Source organism: Paraburkholderia nodosa (assembly GCF_001718195.1).
Classification (GTDB): domain Bacteria; phylum Pseudomonadota; class Gammaproteobacteria; order Burkholderiales; family Burkholderiaceae; genus Paraburkholderia; species Paraburkholderia nodosa_A.
Window position 1 is genome coordinate 445,565 of sequence record NZ_MCNV01000001.1, and the last position, 16,730, is coordinate 462,294.

At 65.7% G+C, this 16,730-nt stretch carries 19 protein-coding genes; 10 read left to right on the top strand and 9 right to left on the bottom strand.

Annotated elements, in window-relative coordinates; all coding sequences use genetic code 11:
- Nucleotides 1-2 precede the first annotated feature (2 nt).
- Nucleotides 3-947, bottom strand: a complete 945-nt coding sequence (gene ispH / locus BFD71_RS01895) for a 4-hydroxy-3-methylbut-2-enyl diphosphate reductase (protein ID WP_028202780.1) — start codon at nt 945-947, stop codon at nt 3-5.
- Between the two features lie 407 nt (nt 948-1,354).
- Between ispH and hpnC the strand changes: the two genes are divergently transcribed.
- Together hpnC and BFD71_RS01905 are read left to right on the top strand one after the other, a co-directional pair.
- Nucleotides 1,355-2,224 carry a squalene synthase HpnC gene (gene hpnC / locus BFD71_RS01900; RefSeq protein WP_069261567.1) on the top strand — a complete coding sequence of 290 codons (870 nt, stop codon included), beginning with the start codon at nt 1,355-1,357 and terminating at the stop codon, nt 2,222-2,224.
- A complete protein-coding gene (locus BFD71_RS01905; protein WP_069261568.1) occupies nt 2,221-3,399 on the top strand; it encodes a glycosyltransferase in 1,179 nt (392 codons plus the stop codon). The genes hpnC and BFD71_RS01905 overlap by 4 nt, the downstream gene beginning before the upstream one ends.
- A gap of 73 nt (nt 3,400-3,472) precedes the next feature.
- Here the strand turns inward: BFD71_RS01905 and BFD71_RS01910 are convergent, their stop codons facing one another.
- Nucleotides 3,473-4,105, bottom strand: coding sequence for a hypothetical protein (locus BFD71_RS01910; RefSeq protein ID WP_069261569.1), 633 nt, complete (start codon nt 4,103-4,105; stop codon nt 3,473-3,475).
- Between the two features lie 109 nt (nt 4,106-4,214).
- Nucleotides 4,215-5,237: a hopanoid-associated sugar epimerase gene (gene hpnA / locus BFD71_RS01915; RefSeq protein ID WP_069261570.1), complete on the bottom strand. Its 1,023-nt coding sequence runs from the start codon at nt 5,235-5,237 to the stop codon at nt 4,215-4,217.
- Nucleotides 5,238-5,365: 128 nt separating this feature from the next.
- Here hpnA and BFD71_RS01920 point away from each other — a divergent pair, with 128 nt between their 5' ends.
- Entirely contained in the window at nt 5,366-5,662 is a 297-nt protein-coding gene (locus BFD71_RS01920) for an acylphosphatase (protein ID WP_069261571.1), read from the top strand.
- Between the two features lie 67 nt (nt 5,663-5,729).
- Here the strand turns inward: BFD71_RS01920 and egtD are convergent, their stop codons facing one another.
- A complete protein-coding gene (egtD, locus tag BFD71_RS01925) occupies nt 5,730-6,734 on the bottom strand; it encodes an L-histidine N(alpha)-methyltransferase (protein ID WP_069261572.1) in 1,005 nt (334 codons plus the stop codon).
- Nucleotides 6,735-7,213: 479 nt separating this feature from the next.
- Between egtD and rarD the strand changes: the two genes are divergently transcribed.
- The gene (gene rarD / locus BFD71_RS01930; protein ID WP_069261573.1) at nt 7,214-8,107 is read left to right on the top strand and encodes an EamA family transporter RarD; all 894 of its coding nucleotides are present in this window, start codon (nt 7,214-7,216) and stop codon (nt 8,105-8,107) included.
- Nucleotides 8,108-8,125: 18 nt separating this feature from the next.
- Here the strand turns inward: rarD and BFD71_RS01935 are convergent, their stop codons facing one another.
- The gene (locus BFD71_RS01935) at nt 8,126-8,665 is read right to left on the bottom strand and encodes an Mpo1 family 2-hydroxy fatty acid dioxygenase (RefSeq protein ID WP_069261574.1); all 540 of its coding nucleotides are present in this window, start codon (nt 8,663-8,665) and stop codon (nt 8,126-8,128) included.
- 115 nt (nt 8,666-8,780) lie between these two features.
- On the opposite strand from BFD71_RS01935, the gene BFD71_RS01940 reads away from it, so the two are divergent.
- The 3 genes from BFD71_RS01940 (at nt 8,781) to BFD71_RS01950 (ending at nt 11,650) form a co-directional block, all read left to right on the top strand.
- Nucleotides 8,781-9,509, top strand: a complete 729-nt coding sequence (locus tag BFD71_RS01940; RefSeq protein WP_069261575.1) for a Crp/Fnr family transcriptional regulator — start codon at nt 8,781-8,783, stop codon at nt 9,507-9,509.
- Nucleotides 9,510-9,685: 176 nt separating this feature from the next.
- Nucleotides 9,686-10,327, top strand: a complete 642-nt coding sequence (locus tag BFD71_RS01945) for an HAD family hydrolase (RefSeq protein ID WP_069261576.1) — start codon at nt 9,686-9,688, stop codon at nt 10,325-10,327.
- Between the two features lie 81 nt (nt 10,328-10,408).
- The gene (locus BFD71_RS01950) at nt 10,409-11,650 is read left to right on the top strand and encodes a dienelactone hydrolase family protein (RefSeq protein WP_069261577.1); all 1,242 of its coding nucleotides are present in this window, start codon (nt 10,409-10,411) and stop codon (nt 11,648-11,650) included.
- 24 nt (nt 11,651-11,674) lie between these two features.
- On the opposite strand, the gene BFD71_RS01955 is transcribed toward BFD71_RS01950, so the two are convergent.
- From BFD71_RS01955 to BFD71_RS01965, 3 genes are all read right to left on the bottom strand, one after another.
- Nucleotides 11,675-11,935, bottom strand: coding sequence for a hypothetical protein (locus BFD71_RS01955; RefSeq protein ID WP_069261578.1), 261 nt, complete (start codon nt 11,933-11,935; stop codon nt 11,675-11,677).
- A gap of 35 nt (nt 11,936-11,970) precedes the next feature.
- Nucleotides 11,971-12,759: a DNA/RNA non-specific endonuclease gene (locus BFD71_RS01960; RefSeq protein ID WP_069261579.1), complete on the bottom strand. Its 789-nt coding sequence runs from the start codon at nt 12,757-12,759 to the stop codon at nt 11,971-11,973.
- 243 nt (nt 12,760-13,002) lie between these two features.
- On the bottom strand, nt 13,003-13,362 hold the full coding sequence (locus tag BFD71_RS01965) for a DUF3564 domain-containing protein (RefSeq protein WP_042268533.1): 360 nt from the start codon (nt 13,360-13,362) through the stop codon (nt 13,003-13,005).
- A 305-nt stretch (nt 13,363-13,667) separates the two neighbouring features.
- Between BFD71_RS01965 and BFD71_RS01970 the strand changes: the two genes are divergently transcribed.
- The 3 genes from BFD71_RS01970 (at nt 13,668) to BFD71_RS01980 (ending at nt 16,193) form a co-directional block, all read left to right on the top strand.
- Nucleotides 13,668-14,090 carry a rubrerythrin family protein gene (locus BFD71_RS01970; protein ID WP_069261580.1) on the top strand — a complete coding sequence of 141 codons (423 nt, stop codon included), beginning with the start codon at nt 13,668-13,670 and terminating at the stop codon, nt 14,088-14,090.
- Nucleotides 14,091-14,234: 144 nt separating this feature from the next.
- The gene (locus tag BFD71_RS01975) at nt 14,235-15,572 is read left to right on the top strand and encodes a heterodisulfide reductase-related iron-sulfur binding cluster (RefSeq protein WP_069261581.1); all 1,338 of its coding nucleotides are present in this window, start codon (nt 14,235-14,237) and stop codon (nt 15,570-15,572) included.
- Nucleotides 15,573-15,611: 39 nt separating this feature from the next.
- Nucleotides 15,612-16,193 carry a DUF3501 family protein gene (locus tag BFD71_RS01980; RefSeq protein WP_069261582.1) on the top strand — a complete coding sequence of 194 codons (582 nt, stop codon included), beginning with the start codon at nt 15,612-15,614 and terminating at the stop codon, nt 16,191-16,193.
- An 18-nt stretch (nt 16,194-16,211) separates the two neighbouring features.
- Here the strand turns inward: BFD71_RS01980 and BFD71_RS01985 are convergent, their stop codons facing one another.
- Entirely contained in the window at nt 16,212-16,676 is a 465-nt protein-coding gene (locus BFD71_RS01985) for a GNAT family N-acetyltransferase (protein ID WP_069261583.1), read from the bottom strand.
- Between the last annotated feature and the right edge of the window lie 54 nt (nt 16,677-16,730).

Genomic DNA, 16,730 nt, shown 5'->3' on the forward strand with positions numbered 1-16,730 from the left:
CCTTAAACTTCGCGCGCGACGAGCGGTTGCAAGAGCTTCGACGGCAACTTGAATTCGACTTTTTCTTCACGGCCCGCCATCGTCGACACCTCGACAGGCCCCAACGCGCGCAGCGCGTCAATGACGTTCTCAACCATTTCTTCAGGCGCCGATGCGCCGGCCGTGATGCCGACCGTTTGCACATTGGCGAACCACTCGGCCTTCACTTCCGAACCGTCGGCGACGAGGTAGCTCGGCACCCCCGTTTCGCTGCCGATCTCGCGCAGACGATTCGAGTTCGAGCTGTTCGTCGCACCAACGACGAGCAGAACGTCCACCTGATCCGACAGTTCGCGCACCGCTGCCTGGCGGTTCTGCGTTGCGTAGCAGATGTCGCGCGTGTCCGGACCGACGATGTCGGAGAACCGCGCGAGCAGCGCGTCGATGATGCCGCGCGTGTCGTCCACCGAAAGGGTGGTTTGCGTCACGTACGCGAGCGGTGCATCGAGCGGCAGATCGAGCTTCGAAACATCGGCTTCGCTCTGCACGAGCAGCACGGTGCCGGGAATCTGGCCGATCGTGCCTTCCACTTCCGGGTGACCGGCATGGCCGATCAGGATCAGCGTGCGGCCCGCCGCGACGTACTGGCGGCCCTGTACATGAACCTTGGTGACGAGCGGGCAGGTGGCGTCGAGCACGTCGAGGTCGCGTTCCTCGGCGGCGCGTTCCACGGTCTTGGCCACACCGTGGGCGCTGAAAATCGCCACGGCGCCTTCCGGCACTTCGTCGAGCTCTTCCACGAAACGCGCGCCCTTGTTGCGCAGGTTTTCGACCACGTGACGGTTGTGGACGATTTCATGGCGCACATAGACCGGCGCGCCGTGCTTCTGCAGTGCGCGATCGACGATTTCGATAGCGCGGACAACCCCCGCGCAAAAGCCGCGGGGTTGGGCAAGGATCACTCGCATAGGGTGGCGAACTCCGACTGCCGCATAAGACGAGCAAGTCGGTAAAAATGACCTGATCGCCGGCGGCTGTCTATTATTAAAGATGCAAAAATCCGCCAAAGGAGTGACGGAGTCAAAACCAGACGCGCATTTTAACCCCTTCGCCTTTCGTTTGCTGTGTGCAGCGCGCGCAGTGCGGCGTGCACGCGACGCCGGACCCCGGTCAGCCACCCATTTTTCTCAAAAAGCCCGCCGCGTGGCGCTCCCACGGCCTGTGCAAGGCGCTTCGTGCACGCGATGCAGGAGGGGCTGTGGAACGGCCGCTGCCTCGTTGCGCGGTGCAACATACCCCGGGAACGCTTAAAATATCGCGTCCCGCGGGTCGCCTGGATGGCGCGTCGGGATACGACCCCATTCTGGACGCCTTGATGGAACCCGACCACTACGACGATTTTCCGGTAGCGCGCGTATTGCTGCCGAAGGCGCTGCGGGCGCCTGTCGGCGTGATCTACCACGTCGCGCGCACGCTCGACGACATCGCGGACGAAGGCGACTGGAGCCCCGAGCAACGCCACACGCGTCTCGCCGATTTTCGCGAAGGCCTGAACGCGGTGGCCGAAGGCCGCCCGGCGCGCGTGCACCCCATGCTGTTCGCGAAGCTCGCGGACGTGGTGCGCGAGTGCCGCCTGCCGCTCGCGCCGTTTTACGACCTCGTCGCGGCGTTCGATCAGGATATCGACACGACGCGCTATGCCGATCGCTTCGAGCTGCTGGATTATTGCCGGCGCTCGGCGAACCCGGTCGGCCATCTGATGCTGCATCTGATTCACGCGGCGACGCCCGAGAATCTGGCCGATTCCGACGCGATCTGCACCGCCTTGCAGCTCATCACCTTCTTGCAGGACGTGAGCGCCGATTGGGCGCGCGGCCGCATTTACCTGCCGCTCGCCGAGCGCGAACGCTTTGGCGTCACCGAAGCGCAGATCGCCGCGGGCAAGGTGGACGACGCCTGGCGCGCGCTGATGGCGCACGAGGTGGCGCGCGCGCGGGCGCTGATGGTGAGCGGCGCGCCGCTCGCGCTGCGCGTGCCGGGGCGCTTCGGCCTCGAGCTGTGCAGTGTCGTGCATGGCGGACTGCGCGTGCTCGAAATCATCGAGCGCGGCGGCTACGATGTGTTCCGCGCGCGGCCTGCGCTGCGCGCGCCCGACTGGGCCGTGGTGCTCCTGCGCACGGCGGCTATGTGGCTGTCGCGCCGCGTGGGCGTGCGCGCCCCTTCGATCGAGAGTAACAACGTATGACTACGACCATTCTCTTTGCCGTCTCCTGTCTCTCGCTGCTCATCTGGCTCGTGCTGCTGTTCGGGCGCGGCGGATTCTGGCGCGCGCGCCCGGCCGCGCCGCTGCCGATCGTCGAGCCCGCGGCCGGCTGGCCTGCCGCGTGTGCCGTCGTGCCGGCGCGCAACGAGGCCGACGCGATCGGCGAGGCCGTGACCTCGCTGCTCCAGCAGGACTACGGCGGCGAGTTTCACGTGATCGTGATCGACGACCACAGCACCGACGGCACCGCGGAAGCCGCGCGCGCCGCCGCGCTCGCGCTGCAGTGCCCGGAAAAGCTCAGCGTGATAACGGCCAAGCCGCTGCCGGCGGGCTGGTCGGGCAAGGTGTGGGCGCAGTCGCAGGGCATCGAGGCGGTGCGCACGCTCAAGCTGCCCGCCGACTACCTGCTCCTAACCGACGCCGACATCGGCCATCCGCCCGAGGCGCTCGCGCAGCTCGTCGTGCGCGCGCAGGCCGAAGGCCGCGACCTCGTCTCGCTGATGGTGCGGCTGCGCTGTGACTCCTTCTGGGAAAAGGCGCTGATCCCGGCGTTCGTGTTCTTCTTCGCGAAGCTCTATCCGTTCTCGTGGGTCAACAACCCGAAGAACCGCACGGCGGCCGCGGCCGGCGGCTGCATGCTGGTGCGCCGCCAGGCGCTCGAAGAGGCGGGCGGCATCGAATCGATCCGCGCCGAGCTGATCGACGACTGCAGCCTCGCCGCGCGCATCAAGCATCGCGGCGAAGGGCATCACCCGATCCGGCTCGACGTTGCCGCGAAGAGCGTGTCGCTGCGCCCGTACGATTCGTGGAAGGACATCTGGAACATGATCGCGCGCACGGCGTTCACACAGTTGCACTATTCGGCGTGGCAGCTCGCGGGCACGCTGCTCGGCATGACGATCATCTATCTCGCGCCGCCCGTGGTCGCGCTCGTGCTCGGGCCGCACGGCTGGCCCGCGTGGATCGCCTGGGCGCTGATGTGCTGCGCCTACTCGCCCATGCTTGCCTACTACCGGCGTTCGCCGCTGTGGGCGCCGTTCCTGCCGCTCGTCGCGCTGTTCTACGTGGGCGCGACGTTCGCTTCGGCGTGGCGCTTCTGGCGCGGCAAGGGCGGTCAGTGGAAGGCGCGCGTGCAGGCGCCGGCGCAGGGGCGATAAAGCGCTTCGTGCGAGAAGCTGCCAATGAAAAAAGCCGTCGGTTTCGACGGCTTTTTTTCGATCCCCGCGCGCGTTAGCGCTGCGTGAGCATCATGTACATCTGCACGACGATGTCGGGCGAGAACGTGAACGGCACCCAGCCGTGGCCCGTGTGGCGCAGCACCAGCAGGCGGTCGCCGTTGGACTGTTTCTGCACGGCCATCATCGGATTCTTCGTCGACGCGAAACGCCAGCCTTGCGGAATGCCGGGCGGCGGTTCGGGCTGCATCGAGGCGCGTGCGTTCGACAGCTCCTCGATCATCTGGCCGACTTGCAGCGCGTTGAGCGTCACCGTCTGGCCGCCGATCGTCAGTGTGATCTCGTTTTGCGACGGGCGCGCCACGTGCAGTTCGGGCTGCGCAGGCGCGGCGCGGGCCGTTTCGGCAGCGGGTTCGATGGCTTCGGCAGTGTCGGTCACGGTTGCATTGGCGGCTTCAACGGGTTCTGCGGTGGCGACCGCACCGGCAGCCTCCGCGGCCGTATCGACGGCAACGGCGTGCGGCTGCTCAGCGACGGCTTGCTCCGCTTCGCTGCTTGCAACGGGAGTGTCCTGCTGGGGAACTGCGGCGGCGCGTTCATCGGCGCGCGGTGCGTGCGCGGCGGCGGCGGCCTGAAGGAGCTGATCGACGCCCGCTTCGAGCACGCCAATCTGGTCTTGAAGATTCATGCGAGCTTCTCAGGTAAGACCCGCGATTCTACCCGCAGCTTGCGCGCATTGCCCTTCAGGCGTTGTACGCATGTCGCAAGAAAAGTTGTAACAGTTTCCTCAGCTTGCCTCATCTGGCGTTCAGATAGCCGGCCTCGCGGAACCATGCGAGCGCATCTTTCAAGCCCTCGCGATACGGCCGCGCGCGATAACCCAGTTCGCGCTCCGCTTTCGCCGACGTGAAATACATCTTGTTCTTCGACATCTTGAGCGCATCGACAGTTACGAATGGCTCGCGCTTCGTGAAGCGCGCCACGGCTTCCGCGCCCATCGCAAGCGGATAGAGCGGCCAGCGCGGCAGCGCGATCGTGGGCGGCTTGCGGCCGACCATGCCGGCGATGTCGGTGAGCATCTGCTGCAGCGGCAAATTCTCGCCGCCGAGGATGTAGCGCTCGCCGATGCGTCCGCGCTCCAGCGCGAGGAAGTGGCCGTTCGCCACGTCGTCCACGTGCGCAAGGTTCAGGCCGGTGTCGACGAACGCGGGGATCTTGCCGGTGGCCGCTTCGACGATGATGCGGCCCGTGGGCGTGGGCTTCACGTCGCGCGGACCGATCGGCGTCGACGGATTGACGATCACCGCGGGCAGCCCGTCGCGCTCGATCATGCGTTCCACGGCGCGCTCGGACAGCACCTTGCTGCGCTTGTATACGCCAATGGCCTGCTCGGGCGTGAGCGGCGAGGTTTCGTCGGCTGAGTTGCCCGAACTCGTGACCTTGAGCGTGGCCACGCTGCTCGTGTAGACGATGCGCTCCACGCCCGCGTCGAGTGCCGCGCGCATGGTGGCTTCGGCGCCTTCGAGGTTGGCGCGCTCGATCTCGTGCGGATCGGGCGCCCACAGGCGGTAGTCGGCGGCCACGTGGAAGAGATAGCGCACGCCGTCGAGCGCACGGCGCATCGAGGCGGCGTCGCGCATGTCGCCGGTGACGACTTCGGCGTCGAGCGCTTCGAGGTTCTTGCGCGGGCTCGTCTCGCGCACCAGCAGGCGCACCGCATAGCCCTTTTCCTGCGCGATGCGGGCGACGGCCGAGCCGACGAAGCCGGACGCGCCGGTGATCAGCACGAGATCGCGGTTGGCTCGGGAGGTGTCGGTCATTGCAGGGTCGTTTCCATGTTCGGTATTGGCGCGGCGGCGTGGCACGGATTGTACGTGGCGCGGGCCCGGCGCGTGCGCGCGTTGGCGTCTACAATGCCGACCGTAAAGCCTGCATGGAGAAAGGAACAATGAGCGAACCGGATCTGGATACGCGCCTCGAAACGTACTACGTGCGCGTGCACGGGACGGTGCAGGGCGTGGGTTTTCGTCACGCGACGGTGCGCCAGGCGCACGCGCTGCGCATTCGCGGCTACGTCGCGAACATGGAGGACGGCTCGGTCGAAGCCGTGATCCAGGGCACGGCGAACCAGGTGGACCGCATGCTCTCGTGGCTGCGCCACGGGCCGCCGGCCGCGCGCGTCAGTTCGGTGGAAAGCGAGGAACGCCTGACCGAAAAACGTTACGAGCGCTTCGAGCAGCATTGAGCGTCGCCCGATAAAAAAGCGGTGCGCCAGGCACATTGGCGCACCGCTTTTTCGTTTCGGACGCCGCTTACTTCACGGCTAGCAGGCTCTCCGCGAATCCCCAATCCTTTTCGACCCACTGACGCGTGCATTCGAAGCCCGCGTCGGCGGCGATCGCCGGGATTTCGTCGGCGTGATACTTGTGGCTGCTCTCGGTCCAGATCGTCTCGCCTGCGCCGATGTCGACGGTGAGATGCGCCGAGCGCACTTCGGCATGCACGTCGCGCTTCGCGCGCAGATGCATCTCGATGCTGCGCACGTCCGGATTGAAGCGCGCGACGTGCTCGAAGTCGTGCAGGTCGAAGTCGGCTTCCAGTTCGCGGTTGATGCGCGACAGCAGGTTCAGGTTGAATGCGGCCGTGGCGCCGATGGCGTCGTCGTAGGCGGCGATCAGCGTATCCACGGGCTTCACGAGGTCGGTGCCGAGCAGCAGCGTGTCGCCGGGGCGCAGCATCGCGCGGATGTCACGCAGGAAACGCGTGGCCGCGAGGCGCGCGAAGTTGCCGATCGTGCTGCCGAGAAAGAGCACGAGCAGTTGCTCGCCCTCTTTGCGCTGGCGGCTCACTTCGGACAGTCCGGCGAGATAGTCACGCTCGTAGCCGACGATCGAAATGCGCTCGATGTCGGCCAGTTCACGCCGGCACAGTTGCAGCGCGGTGCGCGAAATCTCGATCGGGCAGTACGACGTCGGGCGCTTGCGGCAGAGCGCTTCGAGAATGCGGCGCGTCTTGCGGCCGCTGCCGCTGCCGAGTTCGGCGACTTTCACGTCGGAGGGCAGCGCTTCGACGATCTCGGTCGCGTAGCGCGTGAGCAGGCGCTCCTCGCTGCGCGTGACGCCGTATTCGGGCAGCACGGTGATGACCTCGAAGAGGGCCGAGCCGACTTCGTCATACAAATATTTCGACGGCAGTTCCTTTTGCGGCGAGCGCATCAAACCGGCGCGCACTTCGGCGGCGAATGCGCTGGCGGCGGGGGAAAGGGCGAATGCACCGGCGAGGTCGGCAACGGCGGGGCGGGGCGCAGAAGATGGCATGCGGGCTCCAGGGGGCGTTGGACGTTGGGGACGGCGTCGTGAATCACGGCGGCGGGCGCTGGCGTGGCGCTCCGGGATAAGCCGGGCTGCGGCTCCAGCGGCCCCGGTGAAATCTCGCTCGTCGAAGCGAATTCCAGCCGCGAGTTCCAGCCGCGGATTGCAGCCGGTTAAGGCGACGGCGGGCTGGCGTGGCGAGACTTACGTTCTAGTCCATCGTGGCGTGATCTGCCGGACAAAATTGCTCGGCCTGCACCAGGGCGCGAAGCGCGCACGGCGTGTGCCCGCCTTGTCCGGCGCAGGTTTGCGCCGCCTGCCGCCGCCCAAACGCGACTAGAATGCGGTCTCCCCGACGCCAACGCCCGCCCCCGCCTTATTCAATAGCCAATTCAAATGACAACGTTTTTACCCGCGCGTGCGAAAACTACGCACGGCGCCGTTCGCGATCCCGCTGTTAGCGCTTTCTGTCACCGCGTGTCCCGATGAACCAGTACGAACCCGGGCGCGGCATTGCGCTTTCCGTGGGCGCTTCGGCGCTGTTCGCGCTGATGTCGGCCTATACGCTCCTGCTCGCGCCGCTCGGCGGCCTCGACATTTTTGCGTGGCGCGTGATCTGGACCGCGCCCGGTGCGCTGGCCCTGCTGGTGCTGCGCAAGCGCGCGCCGCAATTGCGCGCGCTCGTCGCGCGCATGATGAAGGAGCCGCGCACCGCGCTCGCCCTGGTGGCGAGCGCCGCGCTGCTGGGCTCGCAGCTATGGGTGTTTCTGTGGGCGCCGCTGCACGGGCGCATGCTGGAAGTGTCGCTCGGCTATTTCCTGCTGCCGCTCATCATGGTGCTGGTGGGACGTTTTTACTATCACGAGCGCCTCGAGCCGCTGCAATGGCTCGCCGTGGCGTGTGCCGCCGTGGGCGTGGCGCACGAGCTGTGGGCGACGCACGCGTTCTCGTGGCCCACGCTGCTCGTCGCGTTCGGCTATCCGCCGTACTTCGTGCTGCGCCGCAAGATCCACGCGGATTCACTCGTCACCTTCGCCGTAGAGATGCTGCTGCTCGTGCCGGTGGCGGTGATCGAAGTGCGTGCGGGCGGCTCGCTCGCGCTGCTCGACGCGCACAAGTTCCTCGCTTTCGCGCTGCTGCCGGGGCTCGGCGTGCTCAGCACCGTTGCGCTCGCGTCGTACCTGAAGGCGAGCCGGCTGCTGCCGATGGCGCTCTTCGGCATCCTCGGCTATGTCGAGCCGGTGCTGCTCGTGATCGTCTCCGTCACGCTGCTGGGGGAGCACCTGGGCATGCGGCAGCTCGGGACTTACGTGCCGATCTGGCTCGCCGTCGCGCTCACGGCCGTGCACGCGGCGCGGCTCATTCGGTTCGAACGCTGAGGACCTTGCAGCGGCCACTTACTGCCGCGCTGCCTGAGCACGCGGCGGATTGATGCGTGTAGGCCCCACCTTCGCCTCGATCGCCGCGCGCAGCTCAGGACGCCAGCCGATGCTGAACAGCGCTTCGGCGAGCACGAAGAGCGGGCCGATCATGAGGCCGATGAGATCGTCGACGAAGGCCGGCTTGCGATGCTCCCACGCGATGTGACCGACGAACTGGAAGATCCAGCCGACCACGAACAGCCCCACGCCGCCGCCCAGCCACGCGGCGGTGCCTTGCTGCGCGAGCCAGGCGCCGAAGGCCACGCACGCGACGGAAACGACCGCCATCATGAGGCCGAGCGGCACGTCCAGTACGAGGTAGTAGATCGTCGCGGCGCCGAACAGGAGCCACGCCGGCGAGACCGGAACCGGCATCCCGAGTGCGATCACCGGACGCGAAAGCAGGACCGCAAGCGCGAGCACGATGAGCGGAATGCCGACGAAATGGGTGCCGATGTTGCGCACGTCGCGGTGATAGGCCGCGTACTGGGTGAGCTGCCCGGTCAGGTTTCTCATGGGTGTCTCTCTGTCTCCAAAATCATTATGATCGTCGGGCTGACGAGCGCAAACCTTCGGCTAGCCGACAATTGCGCCGCTTTGTGACTCGCCTCGCCCCGCTTGCCCTGTCCCGATGCCCTCACGTTCCGTCCCGCCCGTCATCGCCAGTTCGCCGTCCGCCGCCGCGCTCGAGCGCAGCGCATGGTTTCGCGGCGCGCCCGCACCGTTGCGCGACGCGCTGCGCGCGGCGGGGCGCGTGCGCACGCTGCAGGCGGGCGAGCGCCTTTTCATGCGCGGCGACGCCGACGACGGTCTCTACTGCGTGCTGGAAGGCGTGGTGCGCGTGGGGGCGGCGAGCGTCGCGGGCCGCGAGGTGCTGCTCGCCGTGGTCGGGCCGGCGCACTGGTTCGGCGAGATCGCGCTTTTCGACGGCGGCGCACGTACGCACGACGCCTACGCCGAGCGCGACTCCACGCTCTTTCACGTGCCGCGCGCGGCGCTGGTGGCGCTGCTCGACGCAACGCCTGCGTACTGGCATGCGTTTGGTCTGCTGCTCGCGCAAAAGCTGCGACTCGCGTTCGACGCGATCGAGGAGACCGCGCTGCTGGGTGCTTCCGCGCGCGTGGCGCGCCGGTTGCTGCTGCTCTCGAACGAGTACGGCGAGGCGGCAGGCACGCAAGGCGGGCAGCGCGCGCGCCGTGTGATCAACGTGCCGCAGGAGGATCTCGCGCTGATGCTCGCACTCTCGCGGCAAACGGTGAACCAGATCCTGCGCCAGTTCGAGCGCGAAGGGTTGCTCGCATTGCGCTACGGCGAAATCGAGATCGTCGATGCCGCGGGTCTGGCGTCTAACGCGCAATGACGCTAATGCATCGGCATCGATGCGAGTCCATATCGATACATGTTGACGAATTGCGTCAACATCTCGGGCGCGCTTGGGCTGCGTTGCAGCTGCATCGCGTTTGCGCCGACAATGACGCCCGTTCGGCGCGCCCAGCCGCGTCGCCTTTCCCTTCCACGCCAGGCCCATACCGTTTCATGAACGACCGCGTCGTCGCCGCATTCGACTTTGATGGCACCATCACCACGTCCGACAGCTTTCGCGCGTTCATGCTCGACGCCGCCGGCCCCGCCCGCTTCGCCGCCGCCGCGCTGCGCTGCCTGCCCTCGCTCATCGGCGTCCCGCTAGGCTGGTCGCCGCGCGGGCCGACCAAGGCGCGCTTCCTGTACGCCGCGATGGGAGCCGTGCGGCGCGAGGTGCTCGAAGCCGCCGCGCAGCGCTTCGTCGAGCGCCGTCTCCCCGCGCTGCTGCGCCCCGAGATGCTCGCGCGCGTGGCCGAGCACCAGGCGCTCGGCCATGAGGTCGTGCTCGTGAGCGCGTCGCCGTCGATCTATCTGCGCATGTGGGCCACGACGGTCGGCATCGGCACCGTGCTTTCGAGCGAACTCGAATGGCGCGATGGCATATACACGGGCCATCTGGCGGGCAACAACTGCTGGGGGCCGGAGAAGGTCGCGCGGCTGCGCGCGTGGTGGGGGACGAACGCGCCCGCCACGCTATACGCTTATGGCGACAGCCGCGGCGACAAGGAAATGGCCGAGCTGGCGCAGTACGCATGGATACGCGGCGAGTCGGCGCTGCCGCCGCTCGCGGCGGCGGGCGGCTTCGGCGCGGCGTGAATGGTGCGACGCGCTGCAGCGGCGCGCGATCGACGCTAATCTACGGCAGCTAAACCAGACCGAAGAGAGGAGACAGCCCCGATGAACGGACAATGGACCCAGGTGAAGTCGCACGACGGCGGCGAATTCCGCGCCTACACGGCGCTGCCGCCCGAGGGCAGCGGCCCCGGCCTCGTGCTGCTGCAGGAGATCTTCGGCGTGAACGGCTACATGCGCGCGCTCGCCGACCGCTATGCCGAGGAAGGCTACGTCGTGATGGTGCCGGACCTGTTCTGGCGTCTGGAGCCGAACGTCGATCTTGGCTACGAAGGCGCCGACGCGCAGAAGGCGTTCTCGCTCTACGAGCGCTTCGACGTCGACCTCGCGATGCAGGACGTGGCGCAAACGCTCGCCGCGCTGCGCGCGCACCCGCAACATCGCGGCAAAGTCGGCGTGGTGGGTTTCTGCCTGGGCGGCAAGCTCGCGTACCTGAGCGCGACGCGCACCGATGTCGATTGCGCGATCGGCTATTACGCCGTGGGCCTCGAAAACGATCTGGACGAAGCCTCGCGCATCACGTGTCCGCTGATGCTGCACTTCGGCGCCGACGACGCCCACTGCGACGCCGCCACGCGCGAGCGCATCGCGCAGGCGCTGGCGGGCAAGCCTGGCGTCGAGCTGTATACGTACCCTGGCTGCGATCACGCGTTCGCTTCGTCTTCCCGCTCGACGTACGACAAGCCCGCCACGATGATGGCCTACTCGCGCACGCTCGCCATGCTGCGCCGGGTGCTCGGCCCGATCTACGACTTCAACGCGCTGTGGGAAGAGCACTGCTACCACGAGTTCGTCGCGCGCAACCCGAGCGACGTGATGCCGACCATGGTCGCGCAGCCCTACGTCAACCACATTCCGACGATGACGGGCGGCGTGGGCCACGACGAGCTCAAGCGCTTCTACACGCACCATTTCGTGCATTCGAACCCGGAGGACACGCGCCTGATCCCGATCTCGCGCACGATCGGCTCGGACCGCGTGGTGGACGAGTTCATCTTCTGCTGCACCCACGACCGCGAGATCGACTGGCTGCTGCCGGGCCTCGCGCCCACGGGCAAGTACTTCGAGGTGCCGATGCTCGCCGTGATCTGCTTTCGCGGCAACAAGCTCTATAACGAGCACATCTACTGGGATCAGGCGTCGGTGCTCGCGCAGATCGGCGCGATCGATCCCACCGGCCTGCCGATCGCGGGGGCACAGAGCGCGAAGAAGCTGCTCGACGAAACGCTGCCCTCGAACACGCTCATGGCGCGCGCCTGGAGCGAGAGCGAAGGCAAGCCGTTCTAAAGCGTGCGCTTCGCGTGGGCCTGATCAGTTGAACGGATTGTCGACGACCCCGGGCTTCCGGTCCGGCTCGTCGGCGACCTTCGCGGGCAGGTGCGGATCGGCCTGCAGTGTCTTCACGACGTCGTCGAGCGCCGCCTTCAGCGCCAGCGCAGCGGCGAGCCCGCGCTTGTCGCGCGTGAGTTCCAGCGTGCCGGCGAGTGTCACGCGCGTCGTGCCGTTCGTGAGCGTGAGCGCGTCGCCTTGCACGTTGAGCACGTCGTTGTCGTTTGCGTATGCGTCGAACACTTTGTGATCCTCCTTATGCGTAATGGGGGGCGCGCCTACCAGCCCCATTTGCTCACGGCAAAGCCGCGGCCATTGAACGAAACTTTTTCCTTCGCCGCGACATTCGCCGGAATTCCGGGGAATGAAATGCCGCTCTGCGCTTCGAGATCGCGCACCGAGCGCACGTCGTAACGATCGACAGCCGTATTGTCCGCGACGATCGCGAACGCGAGCTGCTGCGAAGGCACGTACACGACCTTGAAGATCTGCGTCGGCACGAGCACGCGCGTCGCGCCGATCGTCTGGAGCTGTGCGCCTGTGAACAGCGGACCGGTCACGACATAGGCTTCGCCATACTTCGACGCGAGCTTGCGCACGGCGCTTTCGATATGGGCCCAAAGGCGCTGGTTGTTGTCGCGATTCTGCGGAACGATATTGGCGAGTGAAAACGATTCCGCCATCGCCTGTGCATTCCAGCGGTTGCCTGCGGGGCTCATGTGGCCGCGGTCGAAGCCGCTGCGCTTGTAGTCGGCGAGCGTCGCGCCTTCGCCTTCGGGCAGGCGGTCGTCCTCGAAGAAGCGGTTCGTGCGCGTCATGTCCTTCGCGGCTTCGAGGTGGTCGCGCGTGAGATGCTCGGCGGACCACAACGGCCCGTGCGTGACGCCCGAATGCAGCACGGCAAAATCCGAATAGCAGAGCATGCGCGTTTTCGGCGCCATGCGCTGATTCGTGAGCGTTGGGAACTGGCCGTCGGGCACGAATTGCGAACAGGCCGGTGCGGCGATTGCATGACTCGCGGCGGCGAGCAGCAGGGAGGCAACAAGCGAGGCAAACAGCTTCTTCATCGAAAGGACAGGCTGGACTGGGGTAGGATCAAGCGGGCTGAAAGTATAGCGGGCGCATGACGCGCGTGGAGGCGGAAGAAAAAATGCAGGCGCAAAAAAACGCGCGCCCGCTCAAGGGCGGGCGCAAGCGAGAGGTGACGCACAAACAGCTGCAATGAGCGCGGCAGCGTTGCGTTGCTGCGCGAGGAGCGAGGCGGCAAATGATGCCGCCTGCATTCAATCGGTCAGATCATCAACAACGACTCAGCCTGCAAAAAGCGAATGCTCGGCGCGGACCATCTGGCGGTCCACAGCCTGGAGTCGCCATTGGCCCTCCATCGGCGAGTGCGAGGTTTCGCACGACCATGTCGCGTCGCCGTGTGCTGAACTGATTTCCTGGCGGCGGTTTACATGCAGGCCGCGTAACGTGCACAGCGGCTCGTTTTCGAGCGGTGCGCACAGCGACGTGACACCATTCACGTCGCGCAATTCACCCCATTCTGGCAGGTCGATCCCTTCGTGAGACTCGCGGGACCAGCGTTGCTGGTCGGTATCGAGCCAGAGCACTGCATAGTCGTGATTGACGGTCGGATCGGAACCGTTGATCAAGATTGTAAGTCGCATGGCATCTCCGCAAAATTGATCGGGCGCGTCGGCAATTTCCAAGTCTAGGACGACTCCGCGCGCGCGCAAAGTGAAGAGTGCAGGACAGTTCGTCGCGCGCACGGCGCGTGCCTGAACCCGCCCCCTTTCCGCGCATTTCGGCTCGCGTAAACCCCGCTACGCTATCGCCGGGATTGAAATTCACAATTGGGAACGCAAACGCCACAACCTAGATTAATAGTGCGGCGAAGTCGCCCACGCATGCTGCATTGCACGAGGCGAATGGCGTCGCGTCCCCACATTTCAGGCGAACGATGGAGGCACAGATGGCACAGCTAAAGGGCTCGAAGACGGAACAGAACCTCAAGGATGCATTTGCCGGCGAATCACAGGCCAACCGCCGTTATCTGTATTTCGCAGCCAAGGCCGACGTAGAAGGACAAAACGATGTCGCGGCGCTGTTTCGCTCGACCGCTGAAGGCGAAACCGGCCACGCGCACGGCCACCTCGAATATCTGGAAGCGGTAGGCGACCCGGCCACCGGGCTGCCGTTCGGCACCTCGCGTCTGAATCTGCAGGCGGCCATTGCGGGCGAAACGCACGAATACACCGATATGTACCCCGGCATGGCCAAGGTCGCGCGCGACGAAGGCTTCGACGAAATCGCGAACTGGTTCGAGACACTGGCCAAGGCGGAGCGCAGCCATGCCAACCGCTATACGAAGGCGCTGGACGTGCTGGCGGACTGAGGCGCATTGGGCATCGCCGCGTGCCTGACGGCACGCGCCCATGACGCGCGCGCTTTTGTTTCGCGTGCCGGGCAAGCACCGGCGCGCGTTCGCGCGCGCCCACCTAGCCGTGTATTGGGCTGATAAATAAAAGAAGGAGACGTCATGCCCCACAAGGAAGGCAGTCTCGAAGCGCCGACCCGCCATCCGCTCGACTGGCGCTCCGACGCTTTTTACGACCAGGGCCAGCTCGATACGGAACTCGCGCGCGTGTTCGATATCTGTGCGGGCTGCCGGCGCTGTGTGTCGCTATGCGGCGCGTTTCCCACGCTGTTCGATCTCGTCGATGAAACCGATAGCGGCGAAGCGCACGACGTCGACAAGGCGGCGTTCGACAAGGTCGTCGACCAGTGTTACCTGTGCGATCTCTGCTACATGACGAAGTGCCCCTACGTGCCGCCGCATCCGTGGAATGTGGACTTTCCGCATCTGATGCTGCGTGCCAAGGCCGTGCATTACCGCAAGGGCGAAGTGAAGCTGCGCGACCGCGTGCTCTCGAATACCGACGCGCTCGGCCAGATCGCCGGCATTCCCGTCGTGACGCAAACGGTCAACGCGATCAATCACACGAAAGCGATGCGCGGCGCGATGGAAGAGATGCTGGGCGTCGATCGCAAGGCGTGGCTGCCCGATTTCGCTACACACAAGTTTCGTAACGTTGCTAAACGCGCGGGCTCGAGCGACGTGCGCGACGGCGAGCGCACGCCGGGCAAGGTCGCCATTTACGCGACGTGTTACGTGAACTTCAACGAGCCCGGCATCGGCCACGATCTGCTCGCGGTGCTCGACCACAACGAGATTCCCTACGAGCTAGTGAAGAGCGAATGGTGCTGCGGCATGCCGCTGCTGGAGCAGGGCAATCTGGAGGGCGTGGCGCACAAGCAGGCGCAGAACATGCCGATGCTCGCGCGTTACGCGCGCGAAGGTTATGCGCTGATCGGCGCGGTGCCGAGTTGCGTCCTCATGTACAAGCATGAGCTGCCGCTGATGTTTCCCGACGATGCCAACACGAAAGCCGTGAGCGACGCGTTCTGGGACCCGTTCGAGTATCTCGTGGCGCGTCATCGCGACGGCCTGCTCAAGACCGATTTCCGTGCGCCGCTTGGCAACGTGTCGTATCACGTGCCGTGTCATGCGCGCGTGCAGAACATCGGCCGCAAGACGTTCGATCTGCTTTCGCTCGTGCCCGAAACAAAAGTGACCGTAGTCGAGCGCTGTTCGGGCCACGCGGGCACGTTCGGCGTGAAGAAGGAATTCCACGCCATGTCGATGAAGATCGGCACGCCCGTGTTCAAGCAGATGGGGCAGGCCGAACCGAATTTCATCTCGTCCGATTGCCAGCTTGCGGGGCATCACATTGCGCAGGGCATCGAAGAGAACCAGCTAGGCGAGCCGCCGCTCGCTCACCCCATTACCTTGCTGCGCCGCGCCTACGGCATCTAGGCCCCGACGCCAACCCGCAACATTCACGAGGCACGACTCATGACGATCGCGAGAAATTCGCTGTTGACGCTGGAAGCCTACGCCAGGGTGCGGGGCGACATGCGCAAACGCATCATCGAGCACAAAAAGCAGCGCGTGGTATCGCTCGGCAATCACCTCACGTTCCTGTTCGAGGACGAGACGACGATCCGCTACCAGATTCAGGAGATGCTGCACATCGAAAAGATCTTCGACGAAGACGGCATTCAGGGCGAACTCGCAGCCTATCTGCCGCTCGTGCCCGACGGCGGCAACCTGAAGGCGACCATGCAGCTCGAATACGAGAGTGAAGTCGAGCGGCGCGCGGCGCTGGCGCGGCTGATCGGCATCGAGGACAAGGTGTTCGTCCAGGTGGATGGCGAGCCGCCCGTCTACGCGATTGCCGACGAGGACCTCGAACGCGAGAACGCCGAAAAGACTTCGGCGGTGCATTTCGTTCGCTTCGAACTCACGCCGCAGATGAAAACGCGCTTGCGCGAAGGCGCCGCGCTCACGATAGGCTGCGATCATCCGAATTACCGCGTGCCGACCCAGACCATCGACGGCGAGGTGCGTGCCTCGTTGCTCAAGGATCTCGCCTGAGGCGCTTCGGACGCCCCATCAAACGTCCTTGCGGTACATGACGAAGCCAGGCTTCACGGCCACGTCGTCGTAAAGCCGCATGGCCGTGTGATTCGTCTCGTGCGTGTGCCAGTACACGCGCGCCGAATTCGACGCCTTCGCGTGCGCATACACGGCCTCGATCAGCGCGCGGCCCACGCCCTGGCCGCGCGCGTCTTCCACGGTGAAGAGATCCTGCAAATAGCAGATCGGCCCTTCCAGAATCGTGTTGCGGTGATAGATGAAGTGCACGAGGCCGAGCACGCGTTCGCCGCGCACGGCGATGAACGCGTGCATGGGCTCGTAGCCGTCGAAGAAACGCGACCAGGTCGTGCGCGTGATGTGCTCCGGCAGCGCGGTGGCGTCGAAGCGGCCGTAAAAGCGGTTGTAGCCGTCCCAGAGCGGCAGCCATGCAGCGAAATCGTCGGGTGCGACGGCGCGGACCACAAGCGTCGTGTCGGTCATGTGTTGTCTCCTTCTCCTTGTTCACAGGCTTTCCCGGACTCCCAAGCGTAAGCG